We start from the raw sequence: 17,876 nt of genomic DNA on the forward strand, positions 1-17,876 counted from the left end.
CCTCTGGCGGCTCCCCGGCGAGCACGACGCCGGGCGACGTGCGGGGACGGTGCCCAGCGCACGCGACCGGCGAACATCCTCGCGGCGTCGGGACCGCGCACGTGGGATCGTCCGGGGTAGCCCCAGCAGCGAGGAGCCCGAGATGTCCGCAGGCCACGTGGAGATCGAGCGGAAGTTCGACGTCGACCCGGACTTCGTCGTCCCCGGGCTGGACGACGTCGACGGGGTGGCCGCCGTGGACGCGCCGGAGGAGCGGCAGCTCGAGGCGGTCTACCACGACACCCCGGACCTGCGGCTGGCCCGCGCCCGCGTGACGATGCGCCGGCGGACCGGCGGCCCCGATGCGGGCTGGCACGTCAAGCTGCCGGCCACGGCCGGGGCCCGGCGGGAGCTGCACTCCCCGCTCGGGCGGGCCGGCCGCGTCCCCCCGAAGGCGGTGGCGGCGCCGGTGCGCGGCATCGTCCGGGACGCGCGGCTGGGGCCCGTGGCCACGCTGAGGACCCGGCGGCTGGTCACCCTGCTGCGCGGCGAGGACGGCCGGGTGCTGGCCGAGGTCGCCGACGACACCGTCACCGGGACGGCGCTGGCCGCGGATCCGGCGCAGCCGGCCGCCGTGCAGGTCTGGCGCGAGCTCGAGGTCGAGTTGGTGGACGGCGACGAGCCGCTGCTGGCCGCCGTCGCCGAGCGGCTGGTCGCGGCCGGGGCCAGCCCCTCGCCGTCGCCGTCCAAGCTGGTGCGGGTGCTCGGCGAGCGGCTCGCCGCCCTCGACGGCGTCCCCGAGCTGCCGGCGGGGAAGAAGAAGCGGAGGAAGGTGACCGCGGGCCAGGTCGTGCTGGCCGCGCTGGCGGCGCAGGTGACCGCCCTGCAGGACGCCGACCTGCTCGTGCGCACCGACCAGCCCGACGGCGTGCACGACGTGCGGGTCGCCTGCCGGCGGCTGCGCAGCATCCTCGCCGCGTACCGGCCGCTGCTCGACCGGGAGCGCACCGAGCCGCTGCGCGACGAGCTGCGCTGGGTGGGCGCCGAGCTGTCCGCCGCCCGCGACGGCCAGGTCGCGCTCGGCCACCTGCGCGAGCTCGCGGCCGCCCAGCCGGACGAGCTGCTGCTCGGGCCGGTCGCCGCGCGGCTGCAGCAGGCCTTCCTCAAGGACGCCGAGGAGGGTCGCCAGCGGGCCGAGCGGACGCTGGCCGACGCCCGCTACCTCCGCCTGCTCGACGACCTGCACGGCGTGCTCGCCGACCCGCCGTTCACCGAGGCCGCGGACACCCCGGCCGGCCCGGTGCTCGTCGACGCCGTCCACCGCACCGGCAAGCGGCTACGCCGCCGGACCGCCGCGGCCCGCGACGGGGGGGCCGGGGGCGCCCTGCACGAGGTGCGCAAGGCGGCCAAGCGCGTCCGCTACACCGCCGAGGTGGCCGCACCGGTGCTCGGCGGAGGCGCCGACGCGCTGGTCGACTGCATGAAGCAGGTCCAGGACGTGCTGGGCGACCGGCAGGACACCGTCGTGACCCGCGAGCACTGCCGCCGGATCGGCCTGGCCGCCGCCGCGGCCGGGGAGAACGCGTGGAGCTACGGCCGGCTGCACGCGCTGGAGGAGGCGCGGGCGGCGGCCGCCGAGGCCGAGTTCTGGTGCCTCGAACCCCAGCTGCGGCGGGCGATCCGCGCGGCGACGAGGAGCTGAGGTCCGCCCTGTCCGTCATCCGCCTGCTCGGGTTCGGCACCGTCCTCGCGCTCGCCGTCGTCCTCCTGAACACCTATCTGTGGTGGCGGCTGGCCCGCGGCACCACGTCGCCGGGCCGGCTGCGCCGCCGGCTGACGCTGCTCACCGTCGTCCTGGCCCTGCTGGTGCCGGTGGCGGTGCTCACCCGCCGCAGCCTCCCCCTGGCGGTCGCCGCGCCGCTGGACTGGATCGCCTACACCTGGCTGGGCCTGGCCTTCTACCTCTTCCTCACCCTGCTGGCCCTGGAGCCGGTCCGGCTGGCGCTGCGCCGGTGGACCCGCCGGCCGCGCCGCGACGCGCCGGGTGCGGCGGTCGCCGAGCGGACCGTCGCCGATCCGTCCCGCCGGCTGCTGCTGGGCCGCGGGCTCGCGCTCACCGCCGGCGTGGTCGCCGTCGGCACGGCCGGCACCGGCGCGTGGCTGGCCAACTCCGCTCCGGTCGTGCGGCGGGTGCCGGTGACCCTGCCCCGGCTGGACCCGGCGCTCGACGGCCTGCGGATCGTCACCTTCTCCGACGTCCATCTGTCGCCCACCTACGGCGGACGGCGCTTCGAGCGGGTGGTCGAGCTGGTCAACGAGCAGCGCCCGGACGTGGTCGCGATCGTCGGTGACCTGGTCGACGGCGACGTCGACCAGCTGCGCCGCGAGGTGGCCCCGCTGGCCGACCTGGTCAGCGAGCAGGGCGTGTACTTCGTGACCGGCAACCACGAGTACTTCGTCGACACGCGGGCGTGGCTGCGGCACCTGCCCACCCTCGGCATCGACGTCCTGCGCAACGAGCGGGTGCAGATCAGCCGGGGGACGGCGGCGTTCGACCTCGCCGGCATCGACGACCGGACGGCGGCGTCCTCCGGGATCCCGGGCCAGGGCGCGGACCTCGACGCCGCGCTCGACGGCCGCGACGACGACCGGCCGGTGGTGCTGCTCGCCCACCAGCCGTTCATGCTGCCGCAGGCCCAGGCCGCCGGGGTGGACCTGCAGCTGTCGGGGCACACCCACGGCGGCCAGCTGTGGCCCTTCGACTACGTCATCCGCGCCGACCAGCCCGCCGTGGAGGGCCTCTCCCGGCACGGCGACACCCAGCTCTACGTGACCTCGGGCGTCGGCTTCTGGGGGCCGCCCATGCGGATCGGCGCCCGCCCCGAGGTCACTGTGATCGAGCTGAAGGCCTCCAGGTAGCGCAAGAGTGAGCGCCTGCGGCGCATTGTCGGCGCGACGGTGCGCCACCGGCGCACACCGTCCGAGGCGTCGAAGGGCCGGAGCTCGGACTCAGGCGTTCAGAGCCCGCGGAGGGCCTCGAGCACGTCCTCGGCGACCTGCTCCAGCGGCTGCCGCCCGTCGGCCTCGGCCCACCGCAGCAGGATCTGGGTGTACGCGGACAGGCTCGCGTTCACCACGACCTCCATCGCGACCGGTGAGCTGTCCGGCTCCGCGTCGGCCTTGAGCGTGTCCGACACCAGCCCGGCGGTCGCCCGCTCGAACTCCGCGGCGCGGTTGCGCAGCCCCGGCGTCGAGACCACGATCCGCCACCGGTCGAGCAGCTGGGCGCGCTCCTCGGGGCCGTAGTGCGCCAGCCAGGCGAGGATGCCGCGGCGGACCCGCTCGGCCAGGGGCAGCTCGGCCGGTTGCGCGGCGAGCACCCGGTCCACCTCGCCCTGGGTGGGCATCGGCATCACGATGTGCTCTTTGCTCTGGAAGTGCGCGTAGAAGGTCGGTACCGACACCTTCGCCGCCGACGCGATGTCGCCCACGCTCACCCGGTCGTAGCCGCGCTCACGGAACAGGCGCATGCCCGTCTCGTAGAGCCGCTGGTGGGTCTCGTCGCGCTTGCGGGCGCGCCAGTCCGACGTCACGGTCACGCTCAGATCGTGCTCTGCCGCACACGGGTCTGGCCAGGCGCCTCTCCGAGCCGGCGCGGCGACGCTGCCGCCCGCCCGGGGTGGATACCTGTGCGCACGGGTCTCGTGTACCCATCCACGCCGCGCCTCACGCAGGAGCGCGCGCGGATCGCGGAGCTGCTCAACCGGTGAAGGCGCCGGTCTCGGCCAGCCGGGACGGCGTCACGGTCTTGAGCCGGGCGACGGCCTGGTCCAGCGGGACCAGCTCGATCTCGGTGCCGCGCAGCGCCACCATGCAGCCGGTCCGGCCCTCGTGCGCCGCGATGGTGGCGTGCAGCCCGAAGCGGGTGGCCAGCACGCGGTCGAACGAGGTCGGTGTGCCGCCGCGCTGGACGTGCCCGAGGACGGTGGTGCGCACCTCCTTGCCGGTGCGCCGCTCCAGCTCCTCGCCGAGCTGCTGGGCCACGCCGGTGAACCGGCGGTGGCCGTACTCGTCGACCCCGCCGTCGCGCAGCGGCATCGTGCCGGGCACGGGCCGGGCGCCCTCGGCGACGACGCCGATGACGTGCGAGTCGCCGCGGTCGAACCGCGCCTCCACGATCTTGGCGACCTCGGCCACGTCGAACGGCTCCTCGGGCACGAGGGTGACGTGGGCACCGGCGGCCAGGCCCGCGTGCAGGGCGATCCAGCCGGCGTGCCGGCCCATCACCTCGACCAGCAGCACCCGCTGGTGCGACTCGGCCGTGGTGTGCAGCCGGTCGATCATCTCGGTGGCGATGCTGACCGCGGTGTCGAAGCCGAAGGTCAGGTCGGTGCCGTCGATGTCGTTGTCGATGGTCTTGGGGATGCCGATCACCGGGACGCCGGCCTGCGAGAGCAGGTTCGCCGCGGTGAGCGTCCCCTCGCCGCCGATCGGGATGAGGACGTCGACGCCGTGCGCGGCCAGCACGCCCTTCATCTGCGCGACGCCCGCGTGCAGCTTCTCGGGGGCGACCCGGGCCGAGCCGAGCGTCGTCCCCCCGCGGGTCAGCAGGCCGTCGACGTCGCCGATGTCCAGGGGCGTCGTCCGGTCCTCGAGCAGGCCGCGCCACCCGTCGCGGAAGCCGAGCACCTCGCTGTCGTAGTGGATCGTCGCCGAGCGGACGACGGAGCGGATGACGGCGTTCAGGCCGGGGCAGTCGCCCCCGCCGGTCAGGATGCCGATGCGCACCGGCAGCTCTCCTCGAGTCGGGGCCGGGTCGAAGGCGACAGTACGTCATGACGTCTAGACGTGTCGGGTCCCGTCGGCGCGTCGCGGCGGGAAATCTGCACAAGGGCGGACGTCCCATACGACATGACGACCAGACGTCTTTCCGTCCAGTACCTTTGACCCGTGACGACCACGCCGGCGGGACCGAAGTACCTCTCGGTCCGCGAGCACCTGCGCCGCCGCGTCGCGGCGCTGCCCGAGCAGACCCTGCTCCCCCCCGAGCCGCAGCTGTGCGCCGAGTACGGGGTCAGCCGGATCACGCTGCGCCGGGCCGTCGACGGGCTCGTGGCCGACGGGCACCTGGTGCGCGAGCAGGGCCGTGGCACGTTCGTCACCCGGCCGGCGATCCGGCACGAGTACCGCGAGAGCTTCGTGCACCGCATCGCGGGCTTCACGTCGGTGATGACCGAGCAGGGCGCGCACGTGGGCACCACGGTGCTCACCCAGCGGATCGTGCCGGCGCCATCGTCCGTGGCGGGGGAGCTGACGCTCCAGGTGGCCGACGACGTCGTGGAGCTGGTCCGGCTGCGCAGCGTGGACGGCGCGCCCAACCACGTGGCGCACAGCTTCCTGCCCGCCGCGCTCTACCCCAAGGCCGCCGAGGCCGACCTGAGCCAGGGCTCGCTCTACGAGTACCTGCGCCGCGAGTACGCCGCCGACCTGGCGCACGCCCGGATCGTCGTCGACGTCGGCATGGCCGCCCCGGACGAGGCCGACCTGCTCGACGTCGTCGCCGGCTCGCCGCTGCTGGTGGTGCGGACGACCGTGCACGACAGCGGCGGCCACCCGCTGGTGCACAGCTTCTCCCGGCTGCGGCCCGACGTCAGCCAGGTCGAGTTCGAGGTCTCGGTCAGCGGCCGATGACCACGGCCAGCGGCAGCCGGGAGGTCCCCTTCCCGCGGGCGCGGGTGTGGCAGGCCCTCGCCGTCCTCGAGCCCTACTGCGCGGTGTGCGACGTCTCGTACGTAGTCGACGGGTCGGCGACCGGCGGCGCCGGGACGACGTTCGTGTGCGTGCCCGGCCGGCTCGACGGCCGCCCGCCCGCGGACAACGCGACCCGCGGCGAGATCGTCGAGTGGGCACCGCAGACGGTGGTCGCCACCCGGCTGGACCTGACCCCGGAGACCTGGACGACCCGGATCGAGCTGGCCGACGCCGGCCCCGGCGCCACGCGGGTGACGATCACGCTCACGCACGAGGCGAAGGGCGGCAACCGGGTCGTGCAGCGGGTGCAGCGCCGCGCCCTGACCGGCCTGGTCCGCCGCACCGTGGACGCCGAGCTCGACAAGCTGCCGGCGCACGTCGCCCAGGTCGCCGACGCGGAGTGACCTTGCTCCCCGTTCGGGGGAACTGCGAATCTTCGCCGGTCGTCAGGGGTATGTGCGCCGCACGCACCGGTGCCGTGCACCCGGCATCCCGCCGGGCGGGGGCGCGAGCGCCGGTCCTCACCCAGGAGGAGAACCGTGATCTTCCAGATCCTCGGCCTGATCGTCGTCGGCCTGATCATCGGTGCGCTCGCCCGCCTCATCAAGCCGGGTAAGCAGCACATGAGCGTGCTGGCGACCCTGCTGCTCGGCGTCGTCGGCGCGATCATCGGCGGCCTCATCGGCGGCCTGATCAACGACAGCACGAACATCTTCGAGCTGAACGTCCTCGGCTTCATCATCGCGGTGATCGCCGCCGTCCTGCTGGTCGGCGTCGCCGAGGGGCTCTCCGGCGGCCGCCGGCGCGCCGTTCGCTGAGCAGGGACCCCGGGGGCTCGGCTCAGACGTCGACCGAGTCCCCGGGGGCCAGCCGGCTGAACGGGGTGGGGGTGCCCGGCCCCCGCTCGCCGAGCAGCCCGGTCAGCACACCGAGACCGGTCTCGTTGAGCAGGCCGTCGTGCACGGCGTACGCCTGGTCGGCGCGGACCTCGCGCACGTAGTCGATCACCTCGGCCGCCTTCGACCACGGTGCGTGCAGCGGCAGGAGGAGCGTCGTCACGGGCTCACCGGGCACCGTGAACGCGTCGCCCGGGTGGAACACCTGGCCCTCGACGAGGAACCCGACGTTGGGGATCCGCGGGATGTCGGGGTGGATCTCGGCGTGCAGCTCGCCGTGGACGTGCACGTCGAACCCGGCCACCGTGAGCGCGTCGCCGTTGCCGACGACGTGCACCCGCGAGCCCAGGCCCTCCAGCTGCTTCGCGACCGAGGCGTTGGTCCAGACCTCCAGCGCCGGGTCGGCGTCCATGGCCGCGCGCAGCCGATCCGGCGCGAAGTGGTCGAAGTGCTCGTGGGTCACCAGGACGGCGCTGGCGCCGTCCAGGCCCGCCGGGTCGGTGAAGGCCCCGGGGTCGATGACCAGCCGGCGGCCGTCCTGCTCGAGGGCGACGCACGCGTGACCGTGCTTGGTGAGCTCCATGAGCGCATCCTGCACCCCGTCCCGGCACCGCGCGCAGCGGTGCGGTCTCACCCTTCGGGGGGAGGGGACCGCCGGGGGCCGTAACCGCAGGACGGCGACCTGCCGACCGATCGGGGCATGACCACCTCGACCGTCGCCCCGGCCTTCCGCTCCACCACCGTCGCCACCACCGTCTACGCCGCCGCCCGCAGCCGCGCGCACGGCCCGACCACCGCCCTGTGGCACGCCGTCGAGGTGCACCGCCCGTCCGTCGAGTTCGACGGCGCCTGCGAGCTCACCCTCTGCGGTTCGCTGGCCCGGATCATGACCGACGTCTCCTGGCCCATCGCCGCCCGCGACGTCTGCCCCGCCTGCGTCACCCTCGCCCGCTGACGCCCGCGGCACCAGGACGCCCGGTCGCCGGGTGGGGTGGGGGAGCCCCGGCGGCCGGCGCACTCTTCGGCACCCCGCTGCACGGCCGTGCAGCGGGGTCGCCGACTTCAGGTGTCGAGCGCGAGCTCGGCGCGTAGGCGGGCCAGCAGGTCCGACCGGTTGCTGGCGCCGAGCCGCTGCCGGATCCGTGCGACGTGGTGCTCGACGGTCTTGGCCGAGATGAACAACCGGCCGCCGACCTCGCGGTAGGTCTGCCCGGCGACGAGCAACTCGGCGACCTCCCGCTCGCGCGAGCTGAGCTGGCAGCCCCGGCCCGCTTCCGGTCCCGCCTCCGGCGGTGCCGCGCCCGGCCGGGCCGCAGGCTCGGCCCCGTCGTCCTCCGCCAGCGCCCGCGCGCACTGCAGCAGCGCCGTCCGGTCGCGGGGATCGGCCGCCCGGGCCGCGGCCTGGCCGGCCAGCCGCGAGCCGTCCCACGCCAGCCCCACCCCGCCGAGGCCCTCCGCCGCCGCGACGACCGCGGCGGCGTCCACGTCGTCGGTGAGCACCCGCAGCCACGACCGGCCGGCCGGCACCAGCGCGGCCGCGAACCGGTTGGTGCGCGCGGCGCTGACCAGCGCCGTCGCGTGCGGGCCGAGGGCAGCGGGGTCACCGGTCAGGATCGCGGCCTGGACACCGCTCCAGTGCAGCGCGGTCGCCCACAGCGGCGCGCCCCCGAGCCGGGCGAGCAGCTCCGCCGCGGCGGCCCGGTGCGGCGCCAGCACCTCGGCGGCGCCGAGCCGGGACCCGGCCACGACCAGCTCACCCAGCGGCAGCAGCGCGAACAGGTCGACCGGCTGACGCAGCAGCGCCTCGCGGGCCCGCTCCCAGGCCTGGGTCAGGGCCGGGAGGTCGCTGGTCCGGCGGGCGAGGCCGACCTCGAGCGCCCGCAGGAAGAGCTCGTCGCGCGGCTCGAGCCGGCCGTCGCGGTCCCCCGCGGCCTCGGTCAGGTGGCCGCGTGCCGCGTGCAGCCGGCCGCGCAGCATCGCCGCCCACGCCAGCAGCAGCAGGTGCCGCGAGCGCGCGGGCCGGCCGCCGAGGTCGGTGGTCAGCGCCCGCCGCAGCACCGACTCGGCGATGGCCGGCTCCCCGTTGTGCAGCGCCACCAGGGCCGCGAGCGCGGCGGGGGTGTCGGTCAGCAGCACGCTTCGGCCGATCGGCTCCAGCAGCGCCGTCGCCCGGGCGAGCAGCGACAGCGTGCCCGCGACGTCGGCCGAGCCTGCCGTGCCCAGGGAGGCCAGCACGCCCTGCGCGGTGAGCGTCTGCCCGGCGGCGAGCAGGCCCGCCGCGGCCGACCCGCCGTCCGCCAGCACCGCCTCCGCCTCGGCCCGGGCGCCGCCGGCGAGCAGCACCAGCGCCCGGGCACCGGCGGCGTCGGGCCCGGCCAACCGCAGCAGGTCCGCGCTGCGGGTGAGCAGCCCCCGCTGGGCGAGGACGGCGGCGGCCACGCTCGCGGCCCGCGGCCGGTCGGGCACCGCGTCGTCCTGCAGCGCCGTGTCGGCCCACTGCAGGGCCGGGTCGAAGTCGCCGAGCAGGGCCGCGGCCTGCGCCCGCCGGGCGGCCAGCGCGACGGCCGGGCGGCCGACCGCGGCGGCGTCGGCGAGCAGCTCCCCGGCCAGCCTCGGGTCCGTGGTCAGGGCCGCGCTGCCGAGCTCCTCCAGCAGCCGCCCGGCGCGGGCGTCGCGGTCACCCTCGGCGGCCAGCGCGCGGGCCAGCTCCACCGGCTGGTCCCCGCGGTCGAGCAGCAGGCCGAGCAGCCGCCGGCGCAGCCCGCGGACCGTCTCCCGCGGGGCCCCGGCCAGCAGCACGCGGCGGACCAGCGGGATGACCTGCCCCGACGGCAGCAGGTAGCCGCTGGCCCGTGCGCAGCTGACCAGCTCGGCGGCCTGCCGCGTCGGCACCTCGAGCGCGTCGCCGAGGAGGTCGGTGTCCAGCGGGGCGCCGACGGCGAGGGCGCAGAGAACCCCGCGCCCGCCGTCGTCCATGGCCGCGAGATCGCCCCGGATCCGGCCGGTGACCTCGGGTGGGACGTCCATCCGGCCCGGCTGGGACGGCGCCGCCCGCGCCGTCCGCGCCAGCCAGCGCAGCAGCGGCAGCGCGAGCGCCGGCAGGCCGGCGGTCTGCTGCAGGACGGCGTCCACCATTGACGGGGCGACGGAGGTGCCCAGCTCCCGGGTGGCCCAGCGCTGCAGCGCCGGCCGGGTCAGGTAGCCGAGCACGGCCGCGCCGGCGTCGCCCGCGCGCACGACCTCGGTCAGCTCCGGGGGGCAGGGCCACGGCCGGTAGGCCAGCGCGATGCGGACGCCGGGGTCGCCGGCCAGCCGCCGGACCTTCGCCAGCTGTGGGCCGGCCAGCCGGTGCGCGTCGTCGACCAGGACGGCGATGCCCCGCCGCGAGGCGTCACCGGGCAGCTCCGCCGGGGCCCGGCGCAGGTCGAGCACCGGCAGGCCGGCCGCCGCGTACAGCGCGCCCAGCTCCGCGAGCAGGGCGGTCTTGCCCGTGCCGCCGGCCCCGCGGACGGCCACGACCGTCCCGCCGGCGTTGGGGCCGCCGAGGTCGCCGAGCAGCCGCTCCGCGGTCGCCGGCAGATCGGTGCCGCCCTCGGTGGGCGCGGCGTCGAGGGACCAGCCGTCGAGGAGCGTCATGCCGCCGCCTCCAGGGGGGCCGGGGCCGTCGTGCCACCGGTCTCGGGGGCGGTCGTGCCGTCCGATGGGGGGTCCTCCACCGGCGGAGGCGGCGGGGTCTCCGTGCCCGGGTCGGGCGGGGTCGGCGTGCCGGTGTCCGGAGGCGTGGGAGTCCCGGTGTCCGGCGGGGTCGAGGTGCCGGTCCCCGGGGGAGTGGAGGTGCCGGTCCCGGTGCCGGTGCCGGTGCCGGTACCGGTCGGCGGCTGCATGCCGGTGCCCGGGCCCACGGGGCTGCCGGTGGGCGAGGGCGGCGGCGTCGTCCCGACGGGGGCCGGGGCCGCCGACTGGCTGGACGTCGGTGCCTGCGCCGTCGTGCCGCTCGTCCTCGTGCCGCTCGTCGTGGTGCCGCTCGTCGTCGGGCGCCGGGTCGAGCGGGGGCCGCCCACCGCGGAGCTGCTGCCGGTCCGGACCGAGGTCTGCGCGGCCTGCTCGACCGCGCCGCCGTCCGCCGCCTGCGCCGGCGCGGGCGCCACCGCGGCCGCCGGTGAGGGCGCCGGTGCGGGCGACGGCGGAGCCGGCTCGTCGGCCGCGGCGGCCGTGCTGCTCTGGGTGGTCAGGACGTCGTCGTCGAGGGCGGCGAGCAGCACCACGGGGGCCACCAGCAGGGCGACGAAGAACGCGGCGACGATCCCGACCCGGCCGAGTCGTCGGGTCGCGGTGCCGAGACCGCGCCCGCTCTCGATCCGGGCCGCGCGGCGCACCCGGGCCCGGGACAGCTCGTCGTCCTCCTCCGGGGACTCCGGCTCCACGACCTCGGACGCGGCCGGCACCGGCGCGGTGATCAGGTCGACGGCGAGCTCGGCGGCGCCGCGGGCGGCCGCGAGCTCCGGCTCGGCGGTGACGAGGACCGGGCGGCCGAGCGCGGCGGAGAGCGCCTCGGCCACCACCGGCAGCCGGGCACCGCCGCCCGCCAGGACGATCCCGTCGAGATCCGCCGGCTCGAGGCCGGCCTCGGTGACGGCGGCGCGGACGGTCTCCACCGACGCGGCGACGGCCTCGCCGACCAGCTCGTCGAGGTCCTCGCGGACCAGCCGGATCGGCCGCGTCTCCTCCGCCGGGCCGACCTCCACGCGGACGTCGGTCTCGGTGCAGAGCGCCTCCTTGGCCGCGACGCAGGCGCTGCGCAGGGCCGCCGGCGCGACGGACGGCAGCGGCGGGAGACCGCGGCGCCGGACGGGCGGGGGCAGGAAGCCGGTCACGTGGGCGACGACGGCGTCGTCGACGTCCCGGCCGCCCCAGGGCACCGGCGGTGGGGGCGTGGCGACGTGCTCGATTACGCCGTCCTCGCGGCTGCGGACGACGGCCGTGTCCAGGGTGCTCGCGCCGAGGTCGTACACGGCGACGGTGGCCTCGGCCGGCAGCGCCCCGCTCGCGCGGGTGTGCCGGGTGACGGCCACGGCGCCGGACACGAGGACCACACCGGGACCGTCCGCGTCCGGGGCCACCCCGGCGAGGGCGTCCTCGAGCAGCCGGCGGCGGTGCTCCCCCCAGGAGGGCGGCACGGTGAGGACCGTCCGGTCGGGGCGCCGGCCGCGCTCCTCGGCGATCCGGTCGACGACCGCGGTCACGACCTCGGCGACCGCCTCGGCGGCCGGCACCGCGCGCCCGCCGACGTAGAGCGGGACCGGGTCGCCGATCCGCGCCATCGCTTGCCCGGCCGGTGCGTCGTCCGCTCCCGGGAGGGAGAGGCGCAGGAGCTGGGGCTCGTCCGGGATCCGCTCCTCGCCGGAGTGGCACACGGCCACCGTGACGGTCGAGTCGCCGATGTCCAGGCCCAGCCCGAAGCTGTCCGAACGCATCCAGTTCCCCCTGGTCTCCTTCGACCTAGGACGACCCGGTGGGCTGAGGGGCGTCCGGCTTCCGGACGCTAACGGTGCGCAGTGGCTTTGTGTGACCTGTGCGCGCAGTGGGGTCCCCTGGGGCGGAAGTGGGGGGCGACACCCCGTATCCCCTAACGCTGCGTCAGGGGGGACCCCCTAGTACGGGGTCGTCCGGTCGCGGGCCGGCTCCCGATGCCCGGCCGGGCGCCCGACCGAAGACTTCCCGCCAGCAGCCGGACGACGGCGGACGGCGCGTATCGAGGATCAGGTGATCATGTCCACTCTCACGAGCACCCTGCTCGAGTTCATCATCTCGCTGCTGAAGGACCCCGAGGCCGCGGCGCGGTTCTCGGAGGACCCCCAGGGTGAGCTCGACGATGCCGGGCTCGGTGACGTGTGCGCAGCCGACGTCGAGGCGATCGCGCCGATGCTGGCCGACTACGCGCCGTCCGGCGTGCGGTCCTTCGCCGACCACGGGGGCTACGGCGGCCACGGCGTCTCCGCGGCCCACGGTGGCCACGGCGGTTACGGGGGCCACGGGGACTCCGGCGGTTACGGGAACCACGGCGGCTCCGGCGGCCACGGCGGCTACGGCCACGACCGCGACGACGACGACGAGCGTGACCACCACGGCGGTTACGGCCACGACCGCGAGGACGACCACCACGGGCACAAGCCCGACCACGGGTCCCGGCCGGACCACAACGGCGGCCACGAGCACGACAGTGGTTACCTGGCCATCGAGCACATCAAGTACGTGTCGCAGAACTACACGTACAACACGACCACCACGGTGGACTTCTCGCACAGCGTCTGGGGCGACCAGTTCAACATCTTCGCCGAGGACTCGACCGTGGCGATCGCCGGCGACGGCGGGATCGCGGCCGGCGACGACGTCGACGACTCCCCCGTCACGACCATCGAGAACAGCGGCGACGGCGCCGCGGTCGGCTTCGGCAACGACGTGGACAACGACGGCAGCTTCAACGACATCGACGGCGACGGCAACGCCACCGGGTCGGGCGCCTCGACCGACAACGACGTCTCCATCGACGACTCGTTCAACAACAACGGCAACGAGTTCGGCGACGGCGGCGGCAACGTCCTGAGCAACGACAACTCCGGCATCATCGACGTCGACGACTCCGGCAACGTCGCCGACCACGGCGCCAACGCCGGCGAGAACGGGGCCGTCGCCAACGACTCCTTCAACACGGAGGACTCGTTCAACACCGAGACCGACATCGACGTCGACGACGTGAACGTGGCCCTCGGTGACGGCTCGATCGCGGGCGCCGAGGACTCGTTCAACACCGAGGACTCCTTCAACACCGAGGACTCCTTCAACACCGAGGTCGACACCGACATCGAGGTCGATGACGTGAACGTGGCCATCGCCGGGGACGTCGCCAACGCCGGCACCGAGGACACCAACACGGCCAACGAGAGCCTCGGCGTCGTCCAGGCGGGCGAGGAGATCGACGACACGCTGTCCGACAACTTCTCGGACAACTTCTCCGACAACTTCTCGGGCAACGAGGTCGAGCTGCCCGCGGACGGCGCGGACTACCCGTCGGCCTGACCGGCCACCGGCCCAGTCCGGCCTCGATCTCGGGGGGATCGGGGCCGGGCTGCTGTCCGCCCGCATCCTGAACTGATGGGATGCGGGCGGACTCACGTCCGCCGTCACCGTCGTCGGAAGGGGAAGCGTGAGCGCACCCACGGGTCTGCTGGACCGGGCGCAGGGCCTGGCCGCCGCCTGCGGCCGCACGGACCTGGAGCACCGGCTCGCCCAGGTGCGGCAGCGGCTCGCCCGCCCCGGGATCCGGGTGCTGGTCGCCGGCGAGGCGGGGCAGGGCAAGAGCGCCCTGGTCAACGCACTGGTGGGCGCGCCGGTGTGCGGGGTGGCGGGGGAGGGCGTGCCGATCGGCCGGTCCGGGGTCACCACGACGGTGCCGACGGCGGTGCGCGGCGGCCCGGCCCCCGCGGCGGCGCTCGTCCTCGGCCGGCCGGACGGCGGCGGGACCGGCCTCCTCGACGACGCGGCCGTGGAGCGGACGGCGGTGCCGGTCGAGACGCTCGTCGCGCAGGTGGCCCGCGCGGCGGAGGGCGCGGGGGGCCGGCTGGTCCAGGCCGAGGCGCAGCTGCCCCGGCAGTGGCTCTCCGGCGGCCTCGAGATCGTCGACACCCCCGCCGTCGACAGCGTGAACGCGGCGCTGACGATGCGGACCGTGGGCCTGCTGCCGGGCGCGCACGCGGTGGTCGTCGTCAGCGACGGCTCCCAGGAGTTCACCGCGCCCGAGCTGGCCTTCCTCGGCCAGGCGGCCGCGCTGTGCGAGCACGTCGTCGTGGCCCTGACCAAGACCGACCTGCACCCGCACTGGCGCGAGGTGGCCGACCTCGACCGCGGGCACCTCGCGCGGGCCGGGATCGACGCGCCGGTGCTCCCCGTCTCCGCCGTCCTGGAGATCATGGCGATGGCGCAGCGGGACGCCGAGCTGCACGAGGAGTCCGGGATCGGCGTCCTCCGGGCGCACCTCTCCGGCGAGGTGGGCGAGGCCGCGGCCGCGCGGGCGCGCACGTCGGTGGCCCGCGACGTCGCCTCGGTCACCGAGCAACTGGCGCTGGCCACGCGGGCCGAGCTCGCCGCGCTGCAGGACCCGGCGACCCTGGCCGAGACCGCGCGCGAGCTGGAGGCCGTCCGCGCCCGCCTGGAGGACCTCAACCGCCGCTCGGCGCGCTGGCAGCAGCTGCTCGCCGACGGGGTCACCGACCTGATGGCCGACATCGACTTCGACCTGCGGGACCGGTCGCGGGTGATCGGCCGCGAGGCCGAGGAGACGATCGACGCCAACGACCCGGGGCCGATGTGGGACGAGATCGCCGACTGGCTGGAGGAGCGGGTGGCCGGCGCGGTCACCGACAGCTTCGTCTGGGCGACCCAGCGCTCGGAGTGGCTGGCCGCCCGGGTCGTCGAGCAGTTCGCCCTGGACCGCGCGGCCGTCGTCCCCGAGCTGGGGATCGGCGAGGCCGGGCAGGTGCTGGACTCGCTGGTGGAGCTCGCCGCGCTGGACAGCGGGGCGACGACGGTCCGCGAGCGGCTGCTCGTGGGCATGCGCGGCTCGTACAGCGGCGTCCTCATGACCGGCCTGGTCACCAGCCTGGCCGGGCTGCCGCTGCTCAACCCGGTCTCGGTGGTCGCCGGCCTGGTACTCGGCCGCAAGGCCTACAAGGACGACGCCGCCACCCGCCGGCAGCGCCGCCAGAACGAGGCCAACGGCATCGTCCGCCGGCATCTCGACGAGGTCGTCTTCCAGGCCGGCAAGCACCTCAAGGACCGGCTGCGGGTGGTCCAGCGCACGCTGCGCGACCTGATCGCCGAGACGGTGACGGAACTGTCCCGCACGCTGGCCGAGGCGCAGCGCGCAGCGCAGCAGGCCACCCGCACGGCCGCCGTCGAGCGCGAGGCGCGGCTGCGCGAGGTACGCCGGCGGCTCGAGCAGCTCGACCGGCTCACCGACGAGGTGCGCCGGCTGCCCGGGACGGCGGCGGTCCGATGACCGGCCCGGACGGCGGCGGCGTCCGCGACCTCCTCGACGCCGCACTGGACCACTACGCCGGCGTGCCGGCGGCCGCGGCCCGGCTCCGGGCGCAGCGCGACCGGCTCGACGAGCCGCTGCGGGTGGGGCTGGTCGGCCGGGTGAAGGCGGGCAAGTCGACGCTGCTCAACGCGCTGGTGGGGGAACGGCTGGCGCCCACCGACGCCGGCGAGTGCACCCGCGTCGTCACCTGGTACCGCAACGGCCCGATCCCCCGGGTGGTGCTGCACCCGGTCACCGGCTCGCCGCGGGTGCTGCCGGTGCACCGGGCGGAGGGGGCGCTGCGGCTGGACCTCGGTGGCACGCCGGTCGCCGAGGTGGACCGGCTGGCGGTCGACTGGCCCACGGCCGCGCTGGTCCCCATGACCCTCGTGGACACCCCCGGGGTCGCCTCGGTGACCGCCGAGGCGGGCGCGCGCACCCGCGCCTTCGTCGCCACCGACGAGGTCCCCGCGCCGGACGCCCTGGTCTACCTCACCCGGCAGGTGCAGCCCGAGGACCTCGCCGTCCTCACCGCGTTCCGGTCGGCCACCGGCGGCGCCGGCCTGGCCACCACCACGCTGCTGGTCCTGTCACGGGCCGACGAGGCCGCGTCCGGGCGGCTCGACGCGCTCATCACCGCCGAAGACCTGGCCCGGCGCACCGCCGAGGACCCCGCCGTCCGCGCGCTGGGCGCCGGGGTGCTGCCCGTGTCCGGCCTGCTCGGGCTGGCCGGGCGCACGCTGCGGCACCGCGACTTCGTCGCCCTCAAGAGCCTGGCCGACGCCGACCGCGCCGATGCCGAGCGCATGCTGCTCAGCGTCGACCGGTTCTGCCGGCCGGAGGCGCCGATCCCCGTGTCGGCCGAGATCCGGGCGTCGCTCGCCGAGCGGCTGGGGCTCTTCGGCATCCGGCTGTCGGTCGCGCTGATCCGCGGCGGCGCGCAGCACGCCGACGCGCTCGCCGACGAGCTGATCCGGCGCAGCGGCCTGGCCGAGCTGCAGCGGCTGCTCGCCGTCCGCTTCGTCCAGCGCGCGGCGTCGGTCAAGGCCGGGACGGCGCTGCGGACCGTGGAGCAGGTGCTGCGCACCGCGCCCGTCCCCGGGGACGGCGCGCTGTGGGCGCACCTGGAGCGGGTCCGCCTGGCCCGCCACGACGTCGCGGAGCTCGAGCTGATGGGCCGGCTGGCGGCCGCGGACCCGCCGCTGCCCCCGGCGCTCCGCGCGCCGGCCGAGCGGCTGCTCGGGGCCGAAGGCACCGGGCCCGCGGAGCGGCTCGGGCTGGCGCCCGACGTCCCCGAGGAGGGCCTGCGGGCCGCCGCGCTGGAGGAGTTGCGCCGGTGGCGCGAGCGGGCGGCCGACGCGGCGACCTCGCGCGCCGCCGCGGACGCGTGCCGCGTCGTGGTCCGGACCGTGGAGGGCGTGCTCGCCGGGCTCGACGGCGCCCTGGCGGGGTCAGCGGCGGCGCAGCCAGGCGCGTGAGGACCGGGCGATCGGCACCAGGCCGAGCGCCCCGACGACGAGGACGCCGGAGACGAGGAAGGCTGCGCGGTCCAGTCCGGTCGCGCCGCCGTCCACCAGGCCCTGGTCGATGCCGGCGGCGGCGAGCACGAGCACACCCGCCACCGGCAGCACCCACAGCGCGGCCGGCCGCCGACCGCGCAGCAGCAGGACCCCGGCGAGCAGGGCCAGCAGCGCCACCCCGGTGAACGCGGCAGCGCCGGCGAGGACGACGTCGGCGCCGTCCTGCAGGACCGAGGCCGCCCGGTCGGGGTCGGCGGCGCGCGCCGACTCGAGCAGGTCGCTGCGCAGGCCGGTGGAGTCGATGGCGGCGATGACGACCCCGACCACGCCGGCGAGCAGCGCGAGCACCCAGAGCGCTCCGCCCGCCCGCACCGGCCATGGTGCCCGGGCGCGGGTGGCCACCGTGCCGGGCAGCGGCAGGTCGCTGGTGACCCGTGGTCGCGGCGGCGGCCCGGCCGGCCGGAGGGGCGGCCGGGTCGGGGGGCCGGGCTCGGCGGCCGGTGTCACGGGGCGGTCCTGGGCGAGGGTCACGAACGCCTCCCTTCCTGCCGCGCAGACTCGCACCCCCGCTCCGCCGCGCGCCGCGACCGGCGGGCGGCTCCGCTGGTACGGCGCGGTACTCAGCCGGTCGGTACCGCGCGCGGCGACGAGGGT

15 protein-coding genes are annotated in these 17,876 nt (G+C 76.4%); 9 read left to right on the forward strand and 6 right to left on the reverse strand.

Annotated elements, in window-relative coordinates; all coding sequences use genetic code 11:
* Positions 1-142 precede the first annotated feature (142 nt).
* Entirely contained in the window at positions 143-1,681 is a 1,539-nt protein-coding gene (locus AB3388_RS27835) for a CYTH and CHAD domain-containing protein (protein WP_495408584.1), read from the forward strand.
* A complete protein-coding gene (locus AB3388_RS27840) occupies positions 1,630-2,898 on the forward strand; it encodes a metallophosphoesterase (protein WP_495408585.1) in 1,269 nt (422 codons plus the stop codon). The genes AB3388_RS27835 and AB3388_RS27840 overlap by 52 nt, the downstream gene beginning before the upstream one ends.
* Positions 2,899-2,996: 98 nt before the next feature.
* On the opposite strand, the gene AB3388_RS27845 is transcribed toward AB3388_RS27840, so the two are convergent.
* A complete protein-coding gene (locus tag AB3388_RS27845; protein WP_495408586.1) occupies positions 2,997-3,578 on the reverse strand; it encodes a TetR/AcrR family transcriptional regulator in 582 nt (193 codons plus the stop codon).
* A gap of 160 nt (positions 3,579-3,738) precedes the next feature.
* Positions 3,739-4,767 (reverse strand): ATP-dependent 6-phosphofructokinase, encoded by a 1,029-nt coding sequence (locus AB3388_RS27850; RefSeq protein WP_495408587.1) that lies wholly within the window; start codon positions 4,765-4,767, stop codon positions 3,739-3,741.
* 162 nt (positions 4,768-4,929) lie between these two features.
* On the opposite strand from AB3388_RS27850, the gene AB3388_RS27855 reads away from it, so the two are divergent.
* From AB3388_RS27855 to AB3388_RS27865, 3 genes are all read left to right on the forward strand, one after another.
* Positions 4,930-5,670 (forward strand): GntR family transcriptional regulator, encoded by a 741-nt coding sequence (locus tag AB3388_RS27855; RefSeq protein ID WP_495408588.1) that lies wholly within the window; start codon positions 4,930-4,932, stop codon positions 5,668-5,670.
* The gene (locus AB3388_RS27860) at positions 5,667-6,134 is read left to right on the forward strand and encodes an SRPBCC family protein (protein WP_495408589.1); all 468 of its coding nucleotides are present in this window, start codon (positions 5,667-5,669) and stop codon (positions 6,132-6,134) included. The genes AB3388_RS27855 and AB3388_RS27860 overlap by 4 nt, the downstream gene beginning before the upstream one ends.
* Before the next feature lie 135 nt (positions 6,135-6,269).
* Entirely contained in the window at positions 6,270-6,548 is a 279-nt protein-coding gene (locus AB3388_RS27865; RefSeq protein WP_495408590.1) for a GlsB/YeaQ/YmgE family stress response membrane protein, read from the forward strand.
* Between the two features lie 22 nt (positions 6,549-6,570).
* Here the strand turns inward: AB3388_RS27865 and AB3388_RS27870 are convergent, their stop codons facing one another.
* A complete protein-coding gene (locus AB3388_RS27870; protein ID WP_495408591.1) occupies positions 6,571-7,209 on the reverse strand; it encodes an MBL fold metallo-hydrolase in 639 nt (212 codons plus the stop codon).
* Between the two features lie 117 nt (positions 7,210-7,326).
* On the opposite strand from AB3388_RS27870, the gene AB3388_RS27875 reads away from it, so the two are divergent.
* Positions 7,327-7,581 carry a hypothetical protein gene (locus AB3388_RS27875; RefSeq protein WP_495408592.1) on the forward strand — a complete coding sequence of 85 codons (255 nt, stop codon included), beginning with the start codon at positions 7,327-7,329 and terminating at the stop codon, positions 7,579-7,581.
* 107 nt (positions 7,582-7,688) lie between these two features.
* Here AB3388_RS27875 and AB3388_RS27880 read toward each other — a convergent pair whose 3' ends face one another.
* Together AB3388_RS27880 and AB3388_RS27885 are read right to left on the reverse strand one after the other, a co-directional pair.
* Positions 7,689-10,262, reverse strand: coding sequence for a helix-turn-helix transcriptional regulator (locus AB3388_RS27880; RefSeq protein WP_495408593.1), 2,574 nt, complete (start codon positions 10,260-10,262; stop codon positions 7,689-7,691).
* Positions 10,259-12,100, reverse strand: coding sequence for an Hsp70 family protein (locus AB3388_RS27885; protein WP_495408594.1), 1,842 nt, complete (start codon positions 12,098-12,100; stop codon positions 10,259-10,261). Before AB3388_RS27885 ends, AB3388_RS27880 begins: the two co-directional genes overlap by 4 nt.
* Before the next feature lie 295 nt (positions 12,101-12,395).
* On the opposite strand from AB3388_RS27885, the gene AB3388_RS27890 reads away from it, so the two are divergent.
* From AB3388_RS27890 to AB3388_RS27900, 3 genes are all read left to right on the forward strand, one after another.
* Complete coding sequence (locus AB3388_RS27890) at positions 12,396-13,703, forward strand: IniB N-terminal domain-containing protein (RefSeq protein WP_495408595.1); 1,308 nt, start codon at positions 12,396-12,398, stop codon at positions 13,701-13,703.
* A gap of 127 nt (positions 13,704-13,830) precedes the next feature.
* Positions 13,831-15,681 carry a dynamin family protein gene (locus AB3388_RS27895; RefSeq protein WP_495408596.1) on the forward strand — a complete coding sequence of 617 codons (1,851 nt, stop codon included), beginning with the start codon at positions 13,831-13,833 and terminating at the stop codon, positions 15,679-15,681.
* The gene (locus AB3388_RS27900; protein WP_495408597.1) at positions 15,678-17,180 is read left to right on the forward strand and encodes a dynamin family protein; all 1,503 of its coding nucleotides are present in this window, start codon (positions 15,678-15,680) and stop codon (positions 17,178-17,180) included. Before AB3388_RS27895 ends, AB3388_RS27900 begins: the two co-directional genes overlap by 4 nt.
* Here the strand turns inward: AB3388_RS27900 and AB3388_RS27905 are convergent.
* Positions 17,154-17,753: a hypothetical protein gene (locus AB3388_RS27905; RefSeq protein WP_495408598.1), complete on the reverse strand. Its 600-nt coding sequence runs from the start codon at positions 17,751-17,753 to the stop codon at positions 17,154-17,156. The two genes, AB3388_RS27900 and AB3388_RS27905, sit on opposite strands and share 27 nt — an antisense overlap.
* Positions 17,754-17,876 lie beyond the last annotated feature (123 nt).

The organism is Geodermatophilus sp. SMS 5-13 (genome assembly GCF_059428245.1).